23 protein-coding genes and 2 other annotated features are annotated in these 19,545 nt (G+C 32.9%); of the genes, 22 read left to right on the top strand and 1 reads right to left on the bottom strand.

The window, feature by feature from the left end:
• Positions 1-78 precede the first annotated feature (78 nt).
• From infC to BN3657_RS01105, 9 genes are all read left to right on the top strand, one after another.
• Positions 79-666, top strand: coding sequence for a translation initiation factor IF-3 (gene infC / locus BN3657_RS01145; protein ID WP_230204167.1), 588 nt, complete (start codon positions 79-81; stop codon positions 664-666).
• A gap of 11 nt (positions 667-677) precedes the next feature.
• On the top strand, positions 678-869 hold the full coding sequence (gene rpmI / locus BN3657_RS01140) for a 50S ribosomal protein L35 (RefSeq protein WP_019138562.1): 192 nt from the start codon (positions 678-680) through the stop codon (positions 867-869).
• 12 nt (positions 870-881) lie between these two features.
• A complete protein-coding gene (gene rplT, locus BN3657_RS01135) occupies positions 882-1,232 on the top strand; it encodes a 50S ribosomal protein L20 (protein ID WP_019138561.1) in 351 nt (116 codons plus the stop codon).
• A 68-nt stretch (positions 1,233-1,300) separates the two neighbouring features.
• Positions 1,301-2,629: a TrkH family potassium uptake protein gene (locus BN3657_RS01130; RefSeq protein WP_062551421.1), complete on the top strand. Its 1,329-nt coding sequence runs from the start codon at positions 1,301-1,303 to the stop codon at positions 2,627-2,629.
• Positions 2,630-2,632: 3 nt separating this feature from the next.
• Positions 2,633-3,283, top strand: coding sequence for a potassium channel family protein (locus BN3657_RS01125; protein WP_062551420.1), 651 nt, complete (start codon positions 2,633-2,635; stop codon positions 3,281-3,283).
• A 374-nt stretch (positions 3,284-3,657) separates the two neighbouring features.
• Positions 3,658-4,740 (top strand): DUF3048 domain-containing protein, encoded by a 1,083-nt coding sequence (locus BN3657_RS01120; protein WP_062551419.1) that lies wholly within the window; start codon positions 3,658-3,660, stop codon positions 4,738-4,740.
• A gap of 49 nt (positions 4,741-4,789) precedes the next feature.
• Positions 4,790-5,308 (top strand): DUF4342 domain-containing protein, encoded by a 519-nt coding sequence (locus BN3657_RS01115; RefSeq protein ID WP_062551418.1) that lies wholly within the window; start codon positions 4,790-4,792, stop codon positions 5,306-5,308.
• Positions 5,309-5,374: 66 nt separating this feature from the next.
• Positions 5,375-6,121 (top strand): TrmH family RNA methyltransferase, encoded by a 747-nt coding sequence (locus tag BN3657_RS01110; RefSeq protein ID WP_062551417.1) that lies wholly within the window; start codon positions 5,375-5,377, stop codon positions 6,119-6,121.
• Positions 6,118-6,804 carry a DUF6873 family GME fold protein gene (locus BN3657_RS01105; RefSeq protein ID WP_062551416.1) on the top strand — a complete coding sequence of 229 codons (687 nt, stop codon included), beginning with the start codon at positions 6,118-6,120 and terminating at the stop codon, positions 6,802-6,804. Before BN3657_RS01110 ends, BN3657_RS01105 begins: the two co-directional genes overlap by 4 nt.
• 90 nt (positions 6,805-6,894) lie before the next feature.
• On the opposite strand, the gene BN3657_RS08535 is transcribed toward BN3657_RS01105, so the two are convergent.
• Positions 6,895-7,791 carry a hypothetical protein gene (locus tag BN3657_RS08535; protein WP_187363606.1) on the bottom strand — a complete coding sequence of 299 codons (897 nt, stop codon included), beginning with the start codon at positions 7,789-7,791 and terminating at the stop codon, positions 6,895-6,897.
• A gap of 165 nt (positions 7,792-7,956) precedes the next feature.
• Positions 7,957-8,135 (top strand) — a binding site (T-box leader).
• Positions 8,136-8,176: 41 nt separating this feature from the next.
• Between BN3657_RS08535 and thrS the strand changes: the two genes are divergently transcribed.
• The 13 genes from thrS to BN3657_RS01035 all read left to right on the top strand — a co-directional run.
• Positions 8,177-10,087, top strand: a complete 1,911-nt coding sequence (thrS, locus tag BN3657_RS01095) for a threonine--tRNA ligase (protein ID WP_062551415.1) — start codon at positions 8,177-8,179, stop codon at positions 10,085-10,087.
• Between the two features lie 196 nt (positions 10,088-10,283).
• Positions 10,284-10,352: a sequence feature (ribosomal protein L21 leader region), on the top strand.
• Between the two features lie 10 nt (positions 10,353-10,362).
• Positions 10,363-10,668: a 50S ribosomal protein L21 gene (gene rplU, locus BN3657_RS01090; RefSeq protein WP_019138552.1), complete on the top strand. Its 306-nt coding sequence runs from the start codon at positions 10,363-10,365 to the stop codon at positions 10,666-10,668.
• On the top strand, positions 10,668-11,006 hold the full coding sequence (locus BN3657_RS01085; protein ID WP_062551414.1) for a ribosomal-processing cysteine protease Prp: 339 nt from the start codon (positions 10,668-10,670) through the stop codon (positions 11,004-11,006). The genes rplU and BN3657_RS01085 overlap by 1 nt, the downstream gene beginning before the upstream one ends.
• Positions 10,999-11,301 (top strand): 50S ribosomal protein L27, encoded by a 303-nt coding sequence (gene rpmA / locus BN3657_RS01080; RefSeq protein WP_062551413.1) that lies wholly within the window; start codon positions 10,999-11,001, stop codon positions 11,299-11,301. The genes BN3657_RS01085 and rpmA overlap by 8 nt, the downstream gene beginning before the upstream one ends.
• A gap of 156 nt (positions 11,302-11,457) precedes the next feature.
• Entirely contained in the window at positions 11,458-12,726 is a 1,269-nt protein-coding gene (gene obgE / locus BN3657_RS01075) for a GTPase ObgE (protein WP_062551412.1), read from the top strand.
• A 14-nt stretch (positions 12,727-12,740) separates the two neighbouring features.
• Entirely contained in the window at positions 12,741-13,028 is a 288-nt protein-coding gene (gene yhbY, locus BN3657_RS01070) for a ribosome assembly RNA-binding protein YhbY (protein ID WP_019138548.1), read from the top strand.
• A complete protein-coding gene (gene nadD, locus BN3657_RS01065) occupies positions 13,028-13,636 on the top strand; it encodes a nicotinate-nucleotide adenylyltransferase (RefSeq protein WP_062551411.1) in 609 nt (202 codons plus the stop codon). The genes yhbY and nadD overlap by 1 nt, the downstream gene beginning before the upstream one ends.
• A complete protein-coding gene (gene yqeK / locus BN3657_RS01060) occupies positions 13,626-14,198 on the top strand; it encodes a bis(5'-nucleosyl)-tetraphosphatase (symmetrical) YqeK (protein ID WP_062551410.1) in 573 nt (190 codons plus the stop codon). Before nadD ends, yqeK begins: the two co-directional genes overlap by 11 nt.
• Positions 14,195-15,073 carry an LCP family protein gene (locus tag BN3657_RS01055; RefSeq protein WP_062551409.1) on the top strand — a complete coding sequence of 293 codons (879 nt, stop codon included), beginning with the start codon at positions 14,195-14,197 and terminating at the stop codon, positions 15,071-15,073. The genes yqeK and BN3657_RS01055 overlap by 4 nt, the downstream gene beginning before the upstream one ends.
• Before the next feature lie 23 nt (positions 15,074-15,096).
• Entirely contained in the window at positions 15,097-15,438 is a 342-nt protein-coding gene (gene rsfS / locus BN3657_RS01050) for a ribosome silencing factor (RefSeq protein ID WP_062551408.1), read from the top strand.
• A 2-nt stretch (positions 15,439-15,440) separates the two neighbouring features.
• Positions 15,441-15,818, top strand: a complete 378-nt coding sequence (locus tag BN3657_RS01045) for a RidA family protein (RefSeq protein ID WP_062551407.1) — start codon at positions 15,441-15,443, stop codon at positions 15,816-15,818.
• Positions 15,819-15,876: 58 nt separating this feature from the next.
• Positions 15,877-16,167 carry a rhodanese-like domain-containing protein gene (locus BN3657_RS01040; protein ID WP_062551406.1) on the top strand — a complete coding sequence of 97 codons (291 nt, stop codon included), beginning with the start codon at positions 15,877-15,879 and terminating at the stop codon, positions 16,165-16,167.
• A gap of 579 nt (positions 16,168-16,746) precedes the next feature.
• A partial coding sequence (locus BN3657_RS01035) for a Rib/alpha-like domain-containing protein (protein WP_144020114.1) occupies positions 16,747-19,545 on the top strand: 2,799 nt, incomplete at its 3' end.

Here is a 19,545-nt window from a genome sequence, read left to right as displayed (position 1 = left end):
TGTTATTATAATGCTTGTTATTAAAGAAGAAGTCCGCTTCTCACCTAATGGCACAGTCATTTAGGTTATTTTAGAATTATGATGAATTTGCGGGCATCTTTAGGTGCTCGCTTTTTTAATTTACGGAGGTGCTTAGAAATTAAAGAACTTCAAATCAATGAAGAGATAAGAGAAAAGGAAGTCAGATTAGTAGATGATGAAGGCAATCAACTTGGAGTTGTGTCTAAAAATCAAGCCATCGATTTGGCTATATCTAAGAAACTGGATCTAGTGAATGTTGCGCCAAACGCAAAACCACCCGTATGTCGTATAATGGACTATGGTAAATACAGATACGAGCAAGAGAAAAAAGAAAAAGAAGCTAAGAAAAAGCAAAAGGTAATCAATGTTAAGGAACTTAGATTTACTCCAAACATTGAAGATCATGACTTAAATACTAAAGCCAATAGAGCTATTGATTTCTTAAAAAACGGTGATAGAGTTAAGGTTTCAGTTAGATTTAGAGGTAGAGAGATGGGTCATACTGATCTTGGTAGAGAAGTTCTCGACAAGTTTTATGATTTAATTTCTGAGTATGGAGTTGTGGACAAAAAACCTAAAATGGAAGGAAGAAGTCTAGTTATGTTCCTTTCAGAAAGAAAAGACAGCGATAAGTCTGAAAAATAAGGAGGATTTTTATGGCAAAGATGAAAACTCACAGAGCTTCCGCAAAGAGGTTTAAGAGAACTGGTACTGGAAAGCTTAAGAGATTTTACGCTTACACAGGACATTTAACAGGTAAGAAATCTGCTAAAAGACTAAGAAAACTTAGAAAGAGCAGTACGGTTTCTAAAGGTGATCAAAGAAGAATTGATCACATGATCCCTTAATAGGAGGTAGAAATGGCTAGAGTAAAAAGAGGCGTTAACGCTAAAAAAAGACATAAGAATATTCTAAAACAATCCAAGGGATATTTTGGTGCAAAATCAAAATTATTTAGAACTGCTAATCAAGCTGTTATGAAATCTCTTAACTATTCATACATTGGTAGAAAACAAAGAAAAAGAGATTTTAGAAAACTTTGGATTACAAGAATTAATGCAGCTGCAAGAATTAATGGCATGAGCTATTCAAAATTCATTAACGGTCTAAAGAAAGCTAACATCACTATTAACAGAAAGATGCTTTCTGAAATGGCAATTAATGATCCAGCTGGTTTTGCTAAATTAGTTGAAATTGCAAAAGAACAATAAATAATTGCTCCCTCTAGGGAGCTTTTTTTGTAGAATAAGTTTGAATAAATTTATTTAATGAGGAAATTATGTTTAGAAAATTAGAAAAGAATCCACCCTTATTTGTGTGCTTATCTTTTTTTGCCCTAATACTTTTAGGGGCAATTTTATTAAATCTTCCCATAGCTAGTGCAGATGGAAATAGTATAGGTTTTTTAAACGCCCTATTTACATCTACTTCAGCTTCATGTGTAACTGGACTAATAGTCGCAAATACAGCTACACAATGGACAGTTTTTGGGAAAATTATTATCATAACACTTATCCAAATTGGAGGTTTGGGTACCATGGTATTTTTATCACTAATTGCCATGGTCCTAAATAGAAGAATTGGGATTTCAGAAAGAAGAATAATAAAAGAACAGACAAGTGCAGACACCAGCAAGGGTATTGTTAAACTTGTAATTTATATTATAAAATTTTCTTTGACTGTGGAACTTGTTGGGGCAATTTTACTTGCAACAAAATTTATTCCTGACTTTGGTCTAAAAAAGGGAATATTATTTTCTCTTTTCCACGCAGTTTCTGCCTTTTGTAATGCAGGATTTGATATTATTGGAAATTCTCTTGTGGATTATGTAGATGACATTACAGTAAATCTTGTAATTGCACTTTTAATTATAATTGGTGGATTGGGCTTCACAGTTTTTATAGATATTTATAGAAAGAAAAAGTTTAAAAACTTGACACTTCACTCAAAAGTTGTAATATCAATTTCAGCAATTCTTCTTTTAGTAGGAACTTTTGCCTATTTTTTAATAGAAAACAATAGTGGATCTATGGAATCCTTGACTTTAAAGGGAAAAATTTTATCTTCCTTTTTTATGTCAGTTTCTGCTAGAACGGCAGGTTTTAATTCCATTGACATAGGAAAGATGCAAGAAAGTTCTGTAATTGTGACAATAATTCTTATGTTTATTGGTGCATCACCTGCATCAACTGGAGGGGGAATAAAGACTACTACCTTTGGTATCTTGTTATTCTCAACAATTTCAGTTCTTAGGGGAAATGATGAAACAGAGATATTCCACAAGACTATATCAAGAGATGCACTCTTAAAGAGTCTTTGTATTTTTTCTTTGGGTTCTGCCATAGTAGTATTTGCATCTCTTTGGATTACAATAATAGAAAGTGGAAAATTTTTGTACCTAGATATACTTTATGAGATAGTTTCAGCTTTTGGTACTGTTGGTGTCTCAAGAGGTATAACTTCAAATCTAAGTCCTATGGCAAAATTGATTTTAATAATTCTTATGTATCTTGGAAGAGTGGGAGCAGCAACTTTAGGTGTGGGAATTTTAGATAATCACAGAAAGAAGCACACGAAATATTCTGAAGGAAAAATAATAGTGGGGTAATTTATGAAGACATTTATTGTATTTGGCTGTGGTAGATTTGGTTCTACTGTTGCCACAAGATTATATGATTTAAAAAATGATGTTGTAATTGTAGATTATGACGAAGAAAAAATTGATGCAATTTCAGAAAATGTCACTGAAGCAATTATATGTGACCTTGAAGATGAAAAGGCAATGACAGAGCTTGCACTAAAAAATTTTGATGTTGCAGTAATTGCCATTGGGGAAAGTCTTGAACCTGCAATAATGGCAGTTCTTGCATCAAAGGAAGCTGGAATAGAAAAAGTTATAGCCAAGGCACCTAATTATAGGTTTGGAAAAATTTTGTTAAAGTGTGGGGCAGATAAAATTATTTTTCCAGAAAGAGATATGGGTTATAGACTTGCAAATAATTTATCCAATGATTATTTACTAGACGCCAATGAAATTTCTAAGGGCTATACTATTTATGATTTTAAATCTATTCCAAAAATGCATGGAAAAGAAATAAAGGATTTAAAACTTAGAGAAGAATATAATTTTAATGTCTTAATGATCAAGAGAGGTGGAGAAAATTTTGTAAATCCTCTTGCTTCTTTTAAAATCAAAGAAGAGGACATCTTAACAGTTTTGGGGTCAGACAAGGACATAAAAAGATTTACTGAAAAAAATTAAAATTTATAAAAAAAATATAAGAAAAGGACTAAGGCCTTTGAGACCTAGTCCTTATTTTTTTGCAAATTTTATAAAAACCTTCTTATAACAAAATAGTATAGGAGTATTAGCCAAGCCACTGTGTGACAGATAATATTGACTCTTTTTCTTGTTTTTTCATTCTTAATAATTTTTGTGTACTCAGTTAAAAAATATCCTATTAAAAAGATTAAATAGACAGGAATAATAATAGTTTTAAACATAAATTCATCACCTAACTTAATTTTACCACTAAAAAATATTTGACCAATAAAAATTTGTGGAAAACATCTTATTTACATATCTATATTTATATTCTACAATAAAACTAATACATAAAGAAAAGAGGAAATCCAATGAAAAAATTACAAAAACTTTTACTTATAGGACTAGCTGCCACAAGCCTTGTTGCCTGTGGAAAAACTCCAGCAAATGAAAATAAAGAGCCTGAAGTAAAGGAGCCAGAAAAAATAGTTTATTACACACCACTTACTCATGAAGAGAGAGAAGACCAAGAACAAGCCAAGAAAAAAATCTTTGCAGTTATGCTTGATAATCACGACGATGCAAGACCTCAAGCGCAAATTTCTAAAGCTGACATAATTTATGAATACAGAGTTGAAGGCGAGTTCACAAGATATATGGCACTTTTCCAAAGCAACTTCCCTGAAGGCGTGGGACCAGTTCGTTCTGCAAGACCTTACTTTGTGCAAACTGCCAAGGAATACAATGCAATTTACGCCCACTGGGGAGGCTCTGAAGCAGGACTTGCTGAAGTTAGAAGTAGAAATGTAGTTGACCTTGACGGCATTGCCCTAGAAGGTATTGTCTTCCATAGAAACAAGGATGTTGGCAAGCGTGCACCTCACAATGGTTACATCTCTCTACCTGAATTAGAAAATTATCTAGTGGAAAAGGGAGTTGATGTAAATGACAACACAGCATCTCTTAATTTTTATGACAAGATAGCAGAAATTGAAGGCTTAGATGTAAAAGAAATCACACTAAATTTCAACAAAAATTACAAGACTAACTTTACTTATGACGATGCAAGTGGAAAATACAAGTACATTCGCCAAGGAGAAGCTGTTCTTGACGAAGCCACTGGCGAAGAATTTACAACAGACAATTTAGTAGTTTTATTCCAAAAGGGAGTAGTTGCAGGACCTAAGGGAACTTTAAAACTTGCAAATATTGGAACAGGTTCAGGTCTTCTTCTTCAAAAGGGAAAACTTGCACCTATAACTTGGGAAAAAGAAAATGAAGATGGAAGGACAATCTTAAAATATGCTGATGGAACTGAAGTTAAATTTTATCCAGGCAGAACTTTCTTCTCTATAGTTGACCAAGAAAGTGATGCAGTCTATGAAGTCCCACAAGCTGAAGGAGAAGAAAGTACTCAAAATACAAATACAAATGCAGAAAAAGTTGAAAAATAAAGTATTTTAAAAAATTTCTTTTGGGTATCTACTAGTTAGAGGTGATATTATGATTAATATGACAAAAATTGATTATGTGATAAATACAACTGGAGCATCCTATGAAATTGTGAGAAAGGCACTACTAGATAGTGATGGTGATGTTGATGTAGCAATACAATATATCAAGGAAGGCAAGTACGATCCAAAATTTGATCCTACAAAAGTTTATGACAGCGAAGAAGAAAAGGATCAAGAATATTCTGAGTTTTCTGAATCAAGTGAAAAGAAGAAAAATGGCAGAGAATATGTGGATGAAGTTATAAATTATCTTGATGAAATTGTGGATGCAATTAAGGAAATTTGGAGAAAAGGAAATGCAAGTAGACTTTTAGTAGAAAAAGACAATGAAACAGTCCTTTCACTTTCCCTTACAACTTCTGCTATTGGAATGATTTTGGCACTTCCAGCATCACTTCTTGGCATATCTGCAGCTTACATTTATGATTATTCTTTCAAGATTATCATGGACAATGGCGAAGTGATTGATGTAAAAGAATATTTAAAAGACAAGTCTAAATTTTTATAAGTTTAAATTTTATTAAAAAGTTAAGAGCCCTTAGGGGCTTTTTTCTTTAATAAGTTGAGGAGAAAAATGATAATTACAAGCAAAAATAATGATACATATAAATTTTTAAAGGGACTTTTGGAAAAAAAGCACAGACAAGAAAATAAGCTATTTATGGTGGAAAAACCTGTAGTTATTGAAGAAGCAAAAGACTTTAAAATAGAATACCTTGCCCTAAGTGAATCTGCCTTTAAAGAAAATAAATTTGAAAATATAAGAAAAAATGTAGATGAAGAAAATATTTACATTTTTTCAGATAAAATTTTCAAAAATCTCTGTGATGCAGTGACATCTCCTGGCATCATTGCCTATTACAGAGAAATTCACAGGGATTTTGACAAAAGTTCTGGCAAATATTTATACCTTGATGATATAAGAGAACCTGGAAATCTTGGAGGAATAATAAGATCTGCAGATGCCCTTGGACTTGATGGGCTTATAATTTCTCCAAATTCATGTGATCTTTACAATCCTAAGACTGTGAGGTCTTCCATGTCATCAATTTTTAGATTGCCAATTTATTTTATGACTAGGGAAGATTTGGTAGATTTAGATTTTAATGTCATAGCAACTTCACTGGAAAATTCAAGATCCACAAGGGATTATGAATTTAAGGATAAAGACATTGTGGTAATTGGAAATGAAGCAAAGGGAGTTTCTGAATTTTTGATGAAGAATTCAAAAGAATTTTTAAATATTCCCATTTCTCCCAAGGTTGATTCCCTAAATGCCAATGTTGCAGCATCAATTATAATTTACGAGATGATGAAATGACCTATGTACTAGTGGCAGAAAATTTTCCAGAAAAATCTTTGGAGAAATTAAAAGATTATGGAAAAATTGTAAGAACAAAATCAAATAAAAATTTAATGAAAGGACTGGACACACATCCAGATATTTTAGTCCACCCACTTCCCAGTGGAGAGCTTGTAGTCGATAGAGATAATTTAGAATATTACAAAAATATTTTTCCTGATAAAAATCTTATTCCATCTCAATCAAAACTGTCAAAGAAGTACCCAGGGGACATTCACTTAAATGCCTTTGCTTTTAAAAACTTCTTTATCCACAACTTTAAGCACACAGATGAAGTTCTTTTAGATTACTACAAAAATTCCGGCTATGAACTGATAAATATAAAGCAGGGCTATGGCAAGTGTTCCTCACTTGTTACAGAGGACTTTATCATTACAAGTGACGCAGGAATTTATGAAAGCCTAAGGGATTTTATTCCAATTTATAAAATAAATCATGGGGAGATTAGACTTCAAAACTTTAATTATGGTTTTATTGGTGGGGCAAGTGGAGTCTTGGGCAAAAAAATATTCTTCACAGGAGATTTTTCTCATCATTCATCCTATGAAGAAATCTTAAAAATAATAAGTAATTATGATTATGAAATTGAAATTTTGTCAGATGATACAATAGAAGATTTTGGTTCTATTTATTTTATTTGAGGGTCTTTGTAAAATTGACAATCATAAAAGATGGTATGTAGAAGGATTAGTTCCATCCTACTAGGACCATCTTTTATTTATAAACATATACTATCTATTTATTTTTTTGTTAAGAATTTTTTTATATAAAAATTTATTGTCATAAATATAGTCAAACATTAACTTAGAAAGCAAATCTTTAAATACATAATCTTCTTCAAGGTAAGATTCTTTAGAAACCCCAGAAATATAAGTCATCTCTGTTAGAAGTCTACCACTATTTGTAGACATATATTTAGTCTTTTCTTCAAGTATAAAAAAAAGAAAATTACCATATTCTGCTTCACGAGGATCCACATACTCTATACTTTTTTCATTTTCTATAATTTTAAAGTAGCGAAAGGACATGTCCTTTATCTCAACATTTAGCTTATCATTTCCCACGAAATACTTTGCACTTTCTCTAAGCATATCTCTCTTGTAAGAAGGTAATTCTGAAAAATCAATTTCAACAATATCAAATTTATTTTTGAGATAATCTATAAGGTCTTTTGAATCTCTCTCGCCAATAGGAATTAGGTGTTTGAACATTTTAATTTGAGTTTTGTAGTCCATTTTACTTTTACATCTCCTCAAAGGATTATTATATAAAATAATTTTAACTCCTCTTAGGGAGTTTTTTTCTTGTCCCTTTAATAAGTAAAGGGACAAGACCAGGCCAAGTACAAAAAATATTATAGAAGTGAAAGAATAGTCAACTACTTTGAAAAAATAAATTATAAAAAAGTTGTTGTAGATAATTGGAATAAGTAAAATATAGAGAAAATATAAGTTTTTGTTTTTGTAAATGAAGGGCAGTGAAATCAAAATTGGCAAGGCAAGAGAACTTAGTCCATGAAAATTTAAAAATGCAAAAAAACCATATAAATTTTCTTCAAGGACGGGAAGAATTGGTATTGATCCTATAATTATTATTAAAATTAGAATATATTTTAACTTATTTTTCATACTTGCCTCCAAATAATTTTTTCTTCTTTAATTATATCAAAAAAAATAAAAATCTTGTTTTAAATAATTTTTCCTGGGTAATATATAGGGGCGAGAGAAATGATAAATTCTTTCAAAATATTCTTGAAGATATAAAAACTTTATGATATTATAGAAACAATTTTAAAAGAGACTTTGATAAGAAGAGTAAATTATATGAAATTCTAAGAGAGGAAATGGCAGCTGAAAATTTCCAATTTTATATTTTTGAAAACTAACTTGGAGTCCCATAGCAAACTATGGCGTAAGGATGCGTTAAATCCCTAGAGTTTAATTAAGGTGGAACCACGGTCATCGTCCTTTGGGATGGTGACTTTTTTTATTATTAATTTTTAGGAGGATATAAATGATTATTAAATACCCAGACGGATCACAAAAGGAATACGAAAGTGGAGTTAAGGTATCAAAAATTACAGGAGATATATCACAAGGACTACTAAGAGATTCTCTTGGAGCAGTAGTAAATGGAGAAATCTTAGGACTTGATGATGAAGTTTATGAAGATAGCGACTTTAAAGTTGTAAAATTTGAAGACAATGAAGGAAAAAGAATTTTATGGCACACTGCATCTCACATTATGGCTTATGCCATTCAAGAGCTTTATCCAGAAACAAAATTTGCTATTGGACCTTCAACTGAAACAGGATTCTACTACGACCTTGACCTTGAACACAGATTTGTAGAAGAAGATTTAAAGGCAATTGAAGATAAAATGAAAGAAATTGCCAAAAAAGATCTTCCAGTAGAAAAAATTGAAGTATCAAGAGAAGAAGCACTTGCCCACTTCAAAGAAAAGAATCAAGATTATAAAATTGAACTAATAAATGACCTTCCAGAAGATAAAAAAATCACAATGTATAAGATTGGCGACTTTGTTGACCTTTGCAAGGGACCACATCTTCTTTCAACTAAAAAAGTTAAGGCAATAAAACTTCTTTCAATAGCTGGTGCTTATTGGAGAGGCGATTCTAACAACAAGATGCTTCAAAGAATTTATGGTATTGCCTTTGAAAAACAAAAACAATTAGATGAATATATTGAAAGACGTGAAGAAGCAGAAAAGAGAGACCACAGAAAACTTGGAAAAGAACTTGACCTATTTAGTATGCACGAAGAAGGACCAGGATTCCCATTCTTCCATCCAAATGGAATGGTTTTAAGAAATACTCTTCTTAACTGGTGGAGAGGAGTTCTTGAAGAAAATGGTTACGGAGAAATTTTAACTCCAATTATCCTAAATGAAGCCCTATGGCACAGATCAGGTCACTGGGATCACTACAAGGACAATATGTACTTCACAAAAATTGATGATGGCGATTACGCTGTTAAACCAATGAACTGTCCAGGATCAATTTTAGTTTACAATTCAAATAATCACTCTTATAGAGATTTACCAGTAAGACTTGCAGAATACGGTGTTGTTCACAGACACGAACTTTCAGGTGCCCTACACGGACTATTTAGAGTAAGAACATTTACACAAGACGATGCCCACGTTTATTGCTTGTTCTCACAAGTAAAAGACGAAGTATTTAAGATGATTGATCTTGCAGATTATTTATATTCAACTTTTGGATTTAAATATTCAATTGAACTTTCAACAAGACCAGACGACTACATGGGAGATCTTGAAGCTTGGAATTTAGCTGAAAAATCACTAAAAGAAGCTCTTGAAGAAAAGAACTTACCATACACAATTAACGAAGGCGACGGAGCTTTCTATGGTCCAAAGATTGACTTCCACCTAGAAGATGCCATTGGAAGAACTTGGCAATGTGGTACAATCCAACTTGACTTCCAACTTCCAGAAAACTTTGACTTAACTTATGTTGATGAAGATGGAGAAAAGAAAAGACCAGTTATGCTTCACAGAGCCCTACTTGGATCAGTTGAAAGATTTATGGGTATCCTAATCGAACACTTTGCAGGTAAATTCCCACTATGGTTATCTCCAGTACAAGTTGAAGTTATACCTGTATCTGACAAATTTAAAGATTATGCACAAAAAATTGCAGATAAACTTCACGAAGAAGGACTTAGAGTTCACCTTGATGGACGTACAGAAAAAGTTGGTTACAAGATTAGAGAAGCACAAGTTAAGAAGATTAACTACATGCTAGTAATTGGAGAAAAAGAAGAAACTTCTGGCAAACTTTCTGTTAGAAAGAGAAGCGGAGAAGAAATCCAAGATGTTGATGTAGATGAATTTATCGAATCACTTAAAGAAGAAATAAAAAATAAGACAATTACTGAATAAAAAATAACTTAAATCTTGAAAGTCTTACAAAATAAAGATAAAATCACAGCAGGTCTTGTTTGAGGACCTGCTAATTTTATAAAATTTTCAAAATCCATACTCTCATGAAAGATAAAAATAAGAATAAAAATTTTGGAAATTATAATTGTAAAAATTATGAAATTTTATTTACAAAGAGGCTTATTTGTGATAAAATTCATTGATGTAACCGCACAGAATAGGTTTTAAATCCTTGATGCCTATGATGGCGAGTCTTGTAATGAGGAGGTGCTACAATGTACGCAATTATTGAAACAGGCGGAAAACAATATACTGTTGAAGCTGGTGACAAAATTAGAGTTGAAAAATTAGATGTAAAAGAAGGCGACAAAGTAACTTTTGATAAGGTTTTATTTGTATCTGGTGATGATGCTAAAATCGGAACTCCATACGTTGAAGGAGCTAAGGTTGAAGCTAAAGTACTAGCTCAAGATAAGGCAAAAAAAGTTGTCGTTTACAAATACAAAGCTAAGAAAAACGAAAGAAAGAAAAACGGACACCGTCAACCATACACTTTAGTTGAAATTTCAGGAATTAACTAATGACTAGTATTGACCTTTACAAAAAGGGAAATTATTACTGTGGATTTAAGTCTTGTGGCCATGCTGAGGGCGAATTTGATACACTTGTCTGCTCCAGTATTTCTACTCTTACACAAACTTTTTATTTTACACTTATTGATAAACTTAAAGTTAGTGAGAGTGATATAGATGACACACAGGGCGACGGATTGTTAAAAATAGAAATTTTAAAAAGTGATATTTTTAAAAGAAATGATATTCAAACTTGTTTTGAATTTATGATAAGGGGAATAGAGCTTATAAAGGAAGCTTACCCAGAATATTTGACACTAAAGAAGGTGGAGGTGCAAAATGATTAAATTTGATTTATTGCTTTTTTCTTCAAAAAAGGGAGCAGGTTCTTCTAAGAACGGTCGTGACTCAAACTCAAAAAGACTTGGAGTTAAAAGAGGAGACGGACAATTTGTTCTAGCTGGTAACATCATCGTTAGACAAAGAGGAACAAAAATCCATCCAGGTGAAAATGTAAGGAAAGGGTCAGATGACACTTTATTTGCAACAGCTGATGGAATTTTAAGATTCACAACTAAGGGCAAAGGCGGAAAGAAATTCGCTAATGTTTACCAAGAAGAAGAAAAAGTTGAATTAGCATAAAAGATAAAGCAAGGGAGACCTTGCTTTTTATTTTTTTGTTTTTATTTTGTAAAATCTAATTTTCACAAAGATTTTACATATTTGACATAAGGTTCAAGTTTTCACTACAATTCTATGTTCTTTCTATGATATAATTTTAGAAAATGCGAGGTAAAAATGTTTATAGATATAGCTAAAATAAAATTGAAGGCCGGAAAAGGTGGAGATGGCGCTGTCGCTTGGAGAAGAGAAAAATTTGAACCAGCAGGAGGACCAGCTGGTGGCGACGGAGGCAGAGGTGGCAATGTAATTGTAATGACAGACTCTGGACTTCACACTTTGATGGACTTTAGATATAAAAGAGAATACAAGGCCGAAAATGGACAAAACGGCATGAATAAATTAAAATTTGGGAAAAATGGAGAAGATATCATCCTAAAAGTACCTGTGGGAACCCTAATTAGGGATGCCAATACTAATGGAGTTATATACGACTTAAAAGAAAACAATATGTCTGTCACTGTCTGCAAGGGTGGACGTGGCGGCATGGGCAATGCAAGATTTAAAACATCAACAAGACAAGCTCCAGCTTTTGCCCAAGCAGGTAACAAGGGAGAAGAGAGAGAAATTATCTTAGAACTAAAACTTCTTGCCGATGTTGGACTAGTTGGTTTTCCAAACGTAGGTAAGTCAACACTTCTTTCCATAGTTACATCTGCGAGACCAAAGATTGCAAATTATCACTTCACAACACTTTCTCCAAATCTTGGGGTTGTAAAAATTGATGAAGGAGAATCCTTTGTAATTGCAGATATACCTGGACTAATTGAAGGAGCTTCAGAGGGGATTGGTCTTGGTGACGAATTCTTAAAGCACGTTGAAAGAACTGGAATTTTAATCCACGTACTAGATGTTTCAGGTTCAGAATCGAGAGATCCAGTAGAAGACTTTTACAAGATTAACGAAGAACTTGTGAGATACAATGAAAAACTGGGACAAAAAAAGCAAATAATCTTTGCAAATAAAACTGATATGCCAGGTGCAGAAGAAAATCTTAAAAAATTAAGAGAAGAACTTGGCGATAAATACGAAATAATAGCAGGATCATGTGCCACAACAGAAAATGTTGATAAGCTAATGAAGCTAACTTATAATAGTTTACAAGAAGTAGATTATACAGATTACGAAACTTATGATGAAGAACACGTAGAAGAAGTTAAGAGAGAAGAAGGTATAAGAGTATTTAAGGAACAAGAAGAATACTTTGTTGAAGGACCTTATATTGACAAACTCCTTCGCTCAACTAACTTTGACGATTACGATTCACTTAAATATTTCCAAGAAAACCTTAGAAAAAATAAAGTTGTAGAAAAACTTGAAGAACTTGGGGCAGATGATGGCTGCTCAGTATTTATTGGTGGATACGAATTTGAATTTTTTGAATAAATAAAGGTGATAGAATGTTAACAGGTAAAGAAAGATCATACCTAAAGAGCCTTGCCCACAATATGGACCCACTTATACAATTGGGAAAAGATGGGATAAACGAAGGCTTTTTAAGTCAAATAGATAAACTTTTAGAAGATCACGAAATTGTAAAAATAAAAGTTTTGCAAAATGCACCAGTAGAAGTTGACGAAATTGTTGACGAAATACTAGAAAAAACAGGAGCAGAATTTGTCCAAAAAATTGGCAAGAAACTTACAATTTATAGAGAATCTAAAGAAAATAAAAAAATAGAATTATAATGAAAAAGTACGGAATTTTTGGAGGATCCTTTAATCCAATCCACTATGGACATCTCATGATTTGTGAATATATAAAAGAAGAAATGGGCCTAGACAAGGTAATTTTTATACCAACGGGAAACCCTCCCCACAAGGAAATCGAAGTTTCTGCCAAAGACAGATATGAGATGGTAAAAACTGCCATTTTACCGAACCCTGATTTTGACATATCTGATATAGAAACTACAAGAGTAAAATTATCCTACACAGTGGACACAATTAGAGAACTAAAAGAAATCTACAGAGAAGAAAAATTATATTTCATCATAGGCATGGATTCACTTTTCCAACTTAAAACTTGGAAAAAAATAAAAGACCTATCTAGTGAAATAGAATTTGTAGTTGCCAAAAGACCAGGCTATCTCGATGACGAAAAAATAAATAGAGAAATAAAATATTTAAAAGAAAATTTTGGGACAAAAATTATTTTAGTAGAAACTCCTCTCTATGAAATTTCATCAACTGATTTGAGAGATAGAATAAAAAAAGGAAAGTCCCTTAGATACCTAATTCCAAAAAAAGTTCTTAACTATATAGAAGAAAGCGAGTTTTACAAAAATGAGCTCTGATTTAAAAAAATTTGAAAAAGAAATTAAAGATAGAATTGGAGAAAAAAGATTTCTTCACACACAAAGAGTAAAGAAAGTTGCTATTGAACTTGCAAAAATCCACGGGGTTGATCAAGAAAAAGCAGAAATCGCAGGATTTTTACATGATTGTGCAAAAATAAGAGATAAAAAGAATTTGTTAAAAGCTGCAAAAGAGAATAATCTTCTCATAACAAAAGAGATGCAGAGAGCTCCACAAATTATCCATTCTTATCTTGGTGCAGTTTTTGCAAAGAAATTTTATGGTATAGATGATGAAGACATTTTAAATGCCATAACATATCACACAACAGGAAGAGTAAATATGTCTGATCTTGAAAAAATAATATTCTTGGCAGATTATATTGAACCTATGAGAAACTTTGATGGAGTAGAAGAAGCAAGAGAACTTGCAAAAAAAGACCTAGATGAGGCAATGTATTTTGCCTTAAATAATACTTTAAAATTTTTAGTAACACACGATACCTATATAGTGCCAAGCACTGTTACTGCTAGAAATTTTTATAAGGAGTTGAACTCTTGAAAACTTTTTTTAAATCTTTTTTCACAACAATTCTCGTCATAATTATCTTGGCTCTTGCAGCTTTTGCAGGTTACTTTTATTTCTTGGGAGATGAAGATGAGAACAAAAGCTATCAAGAAGGCGAAGACCTACAATTTTTAATGCTTGGAGTTGACTCTCTTGATGCAAAAAATGCCAACAACGCAAGATCTGATACTATAATGGTGGTAAACGTAGATGGCAAAACAGGAAAAGTAAATATAATATCTATCCCAAGAGATACTTACACAAATATAAAGGGATATAAAAAAACAAAAATCAACCATTCCTTTAAATATGGAGGCAGCGAACTTACCCTTGACACAGTGAACAATCTCTTAGGCACAGACATAAAATATTATGTAACAGTAGACTATAGATTTGTAGAAGATGTGGTAGATAAAATTGGTGGAGTTGAAGTGGATGTGCCAATTGATATGAAATACGAAGATCCTACTGCTGATCCACCACTTACAATTGACATCAAACAAGGTAGACAAACATTAAAAGGTTATGATGCAATTGGATTTTTGAGATTCAGAAAGGGTTACAAGGATGCCGACCTTGGCAGAGTTAAGGCACAACAACAATTTATGTCAGCAATACTTTCCAAGATGAAAGATCCTAAAACTCTAGTAAAAGCACCACTTCTACTTGGTTCATATATAAATTATAGCGAGAACAACATACCAGTAAAAAAACTCGTGAAAATCGCAGCAAAAATGCGTAACATAACAAGCGAGGACATAAACACAAATACCCTACCAGGTACACCAAAATACATTGGTGGAGTATCATATTTCATTCCAAACGAAAATAAAATAAAAGTAATGCTATTGGAATACAATTTTAAATAAGAAAAACTAAAATAGGAGGTAAAATGACAACTCAAGAAAAACTAGACATTATAATCGAATCATGTGAAGCAAAAAAAGGAATTGACATCAAGGTTCTTGATATTCAAGGAATGACATCAATAGCAGACTACTTTGTAGTAGTTAGTGGTAATTCATCAACACAAGTTGACGCCTTAGCAAGAGAAATCGACGAAAAATTATCTGAAAAAGGCGAAGGACCACAAAACCTAGAAGGCAAAAACTCAAGCAGGTGGATAATCTTGGACTTTGGCGACATAATAGTCCACGTATTTCACAAAGACGAAAGAGAATACTACAATCTAGAAAGATTGTGGGAAGAAAACAAAAACACTGAGGAGGAATAATTATGGTAAAAACATTACACACAGAAAAAGCACCAGCAGCAGTTGGTCCATATTCACAAGCAACAGAAGTTAACGGATTTATATTCACATCAGGACAACTTCCACTAGTTCCAGAAACTGGAGAACTAATCTCTGATGATATAAAAAAAGCAACAGCAAGAAGCCTTGACAACATTAAGGCAATCCTAGAAGAAGCTGGCTCAAGCATGGATAAAGTTGTAAAAGTTAACATATTCCTTGACGATATAAATGACTTTGTAGCAGTAAACGAAGTTTATGCAGAATATTTCACAGACCACAAACCAGCAAGATCTTGCGTAGAAGTTGCAAAACTACCAAAAGCTGGACTACTAGAAATCGAAGCAATCGCAGTAAAATAAATTTAAAAGGACCCTTATGGGTCTTTTTTAATAAAAAGATTTATCAAAAGAGGTAGACATGAGAGAAATAAACGTAAATGAAATAGATAGAATAGTTGAACCCACAATAATTGACGTGAGAGAAGATTACGAACTAGAAGAAACTGGTACTCTTAAAGGAGCAATTCACATTCCAATGGACGAGATACCAGATAGGCTAAAAGAAATCCCAAAGGACAGAGAAATTTATGTCCTTTGCAGAAGTGGAGTGAGATCCTATAACGTGGCAGCATATCTTGAAGAAAGAGGATATGACGTCACAAACCTAGATGGTGGAATCCTAGATTACAAGGGAAAATTAGAAAAATAAAAATTTTATGAGATATCCCAGGCTCTAAAAAGCTTGGGATATTTTTTTACAATCTTCCAAAAAAATTAGAAAAAATTAAGATAAAAAGAATAAAAGAAAAAACGACGTGCATTGTAATACAAATGTAAAATTATAGAAAATATCTATCATAAAAAATATAAAAATATTAAAAAATAAATTCCTTTATTGCTATGAAAAAGTGTAAATAAAGGCAGAAAACTAGTATTCATTTAATATAGCCAATAAAGAGGAAAATATTAACTTAAAACAAAATTGTATTTAATTATTTACAATTTTCATCGAAACACATTGAAAATAAATGCTTTTTACTAAAGAAACATGGAAAAATTAAAGGTTTTTTGATATAATGAACAACAAATCATAAGGAAAACAGTTCTATAAAGAACCCTTTCCATCAGTAAAAGTATATTTAATATAAACTTAATGAATTATGATAAAAATTGGAGATGATATAAAAATCTAATTAATAAAAATAAAAAAAATTAGACATCATTGATTAAAAAAACTTATAAATATGTAAGAAAGATGTAACTTATTTAAAAATAAAAGGAGAAATAAATGGACAATAAAAAGAAAAAGTTCAACACCAATAGGGTTGCAGCCTATGCCCTATCAGGGGTTATGCTTGCTAGTATGGTTCCATACAATGTATTTGCAAATCCTGAACAAGCACAAAACGCTTTAACTACTGCTGCAGCTGCCAGCGAACCTAGATTAGCATTATCACCAGATAAAGCACCAGTAGCTGTAAGAGACGCTGCACCGCCAGAAGACACAGACACAGCTTCAGATGCAAAAAATGCAGTGCACGGTTATGTAGGTGTACAAGTAGGCGATGATGTAAACAAAAACTTGGCTAAAGCAGGCAAGGGTCAATTTATACCAAAGGAAGGGGTTAAAGTTTACTTCCAATGGTATGAAAAGAAAGGCAACAGAGTATCACCTGTATACGCTGCAACATCTGATGCAACTGGTCAATTCCATATGAAGATAAAATCATATATTGGTGAAGATGGAAAATTAGTTAAATTTGACGCAGATACAACAGTATCAGCAGGAAATGAATCATATAAGTTTTGGGTAGATGAATCTACAATCCCAGAAGGCTATCAACTTCAATATTCCACAGGAGAATCTGTTGAATTTACAGATAGAGGAGTAGCTGGAGCAAATTATAGTTTAGGGGACAATACTTTAACTGATATGAAAGTCCTTCTTATGGAAATTCCAAAAGAAGACTTAATGCATAAACAAGATAAAGAGACACCTGCTCAAATATTTAAAACAGATCCAGGTCAAGGTGCAGTACGTGGTAAGGTTTCTTGGGACTATGAATCTGCAGGCGGTATCCAATGGGGTATTGTAGCTACTCATACGTCACCAGCTCCAGAAGTAAAAGTAAGAGCTTCTTATTTGTCTGACTATGCCTTAAAACAAATTTTTAGTGCTGATACAGCTAATATGTTAGGAGTATCATCTCCAAGTAAAATTCGTGGTTCAGGATGGACTTTTAATCTTGAAAAGCAATTACAAGATTGGATAAAAGAACAAGTGGAAAAAGACCCAGATAAATGGATAGCAGAAACCGTAAGCGCTGTTACAAACGCAGAAGGCGACTACAAAATCCAATTCAATGGTACTTGGGGACCTGAAAGAAACGGCGTAAATGTTGCTGAATATAACAGAGTAGCAGGTAAATACTACGCTGGAGATGCACACAAATGGACAGAAGAAGAAGTAAACAGACTTGGGACTGTAGCAAATAGTCCTGAAGAAGGATCATTCTTAACAGGTGCACTCAACCATAATGAAAAACACATTAACTCAGATTGGTTGTTCATTTCGACAGAAGGCACAGACAAGCTAAGAGTTATGACTCCTTGGAATAACAACTGGTACACAGGCTCTAACAACGCTTGGGGTATCCACGGTGGTTGGGCTCAAGCAGCCTTTGGTGTATCCACAGTACTAGCAGCTAACTCTACAAGAGCGGACTTCGTTTTTGCACCAGCAGAAATTAAGTTTAATATTACAAACTATGATACTGGCAATAACTATGCAACACCAGGTGATGAAGCTAAGACAGAAACTAAGGGTCTTCCTTATAGTCATACGTCCGATTCCTTTAGAATTGTATGGTATGATGCAAAAGGAAATGTAGTTAAAACTGAAAATGCAGCAAAACCTTCATCAACAGGAGATTTCCCAGAAGCAACATTAGATACAAGTGATGTAACAGAAACTAAAACTTTCACAGCTAAACTATATAGAGTTGATGCTAAAGGAAACAACGGTCAATTGTTGGCACAAGATTCATTTACTGTAAAGATTAGTAAACTAGTAGTTTCTGCACATGATGAAGTTAGTATCCCAAATCCTGGTGCTAACGATGAATCAATGAAAGGTGCAACTTATTCAGCTGAAGGTCTTCCAGAAGGACTTACAATTGATCTAAATAATGGTACTATTTCTGGTAAAGCAACAACACCAGGTAAATATACTGTAACTGTGAAAACAACAGTACCTGATGAAGACTCAGGAGAACCAGCAGAAGGAATTTCTCAATATGTTGCTTTAGTAACAGATTCACCATTAAAAGATGGTAATGTAAATAGTCAATATACTGAAACTGTTAAACCATCAGAAGTTGATGGATATGTATTTAAAAATGTAAGTGCTAAATTTATCGATGGAAAAGCAATCGACGGTTTAACTATTACAGGAGATAAAATCACAGGAACACCAACAGCAAAAGTTGACGCTACAGAAGAAGATCCAAACGTAGAAGTAACTTATGATATTTATAAATTAAACGAAAAAGGCGACGAAGTCCTAATCAAAAAAGGACATGTCGACAAAGTTCCACTATCAATTAAAGATGGACAATCTGCACAATTTGAACCAGAATACACAGGTGCAGATGCTGAAGTAGGAAAACCAACAACAATAACAGCACCAAACTTTAAAGATAAAGATGGAAAAGATACAACAAAACCAGAAGGAACAAAATTTGCTCTAGGCAAAGATGCTCCAGCAGGTGCAGAAATTAATCCTGAAACAGGCGAAATCAAATATACGCCAGCAGAAGATAAAGCTGGACAAGATGTAGAAATCCCTGTAGTTGTAACTTATCCAGATGGAACAACAGATGAAGTAAAAGCAACTGTAACAGTAGCAGAAGCTGAAACACCAGCAGAAAAGACCGCTACACCAAAAGTAACTGAACCAAAAGCTGGAGATACAACAGTATCAGGAACAGCAACACCAGGTGCAACAGTAAAAGTAACACTTCCAGACGGAACAGTGAAAGAAACAAAAGCAGACGATCAAGGAAACTGGACAGTAGATACACCAGCT

It is taken from the genome of Peptoniphilus phoceensis (assembly GCF_001517665.2).
Lineage (GTDB): Bacteria > Bacillota > Clostridia > Tissierellales > Peptoniphilaceae > Peptoniphilus_A > Peptoniphilus_A timonensis.
This window is presented reverse-complemented; position numbering and strand designations above follow the sequence as displayed.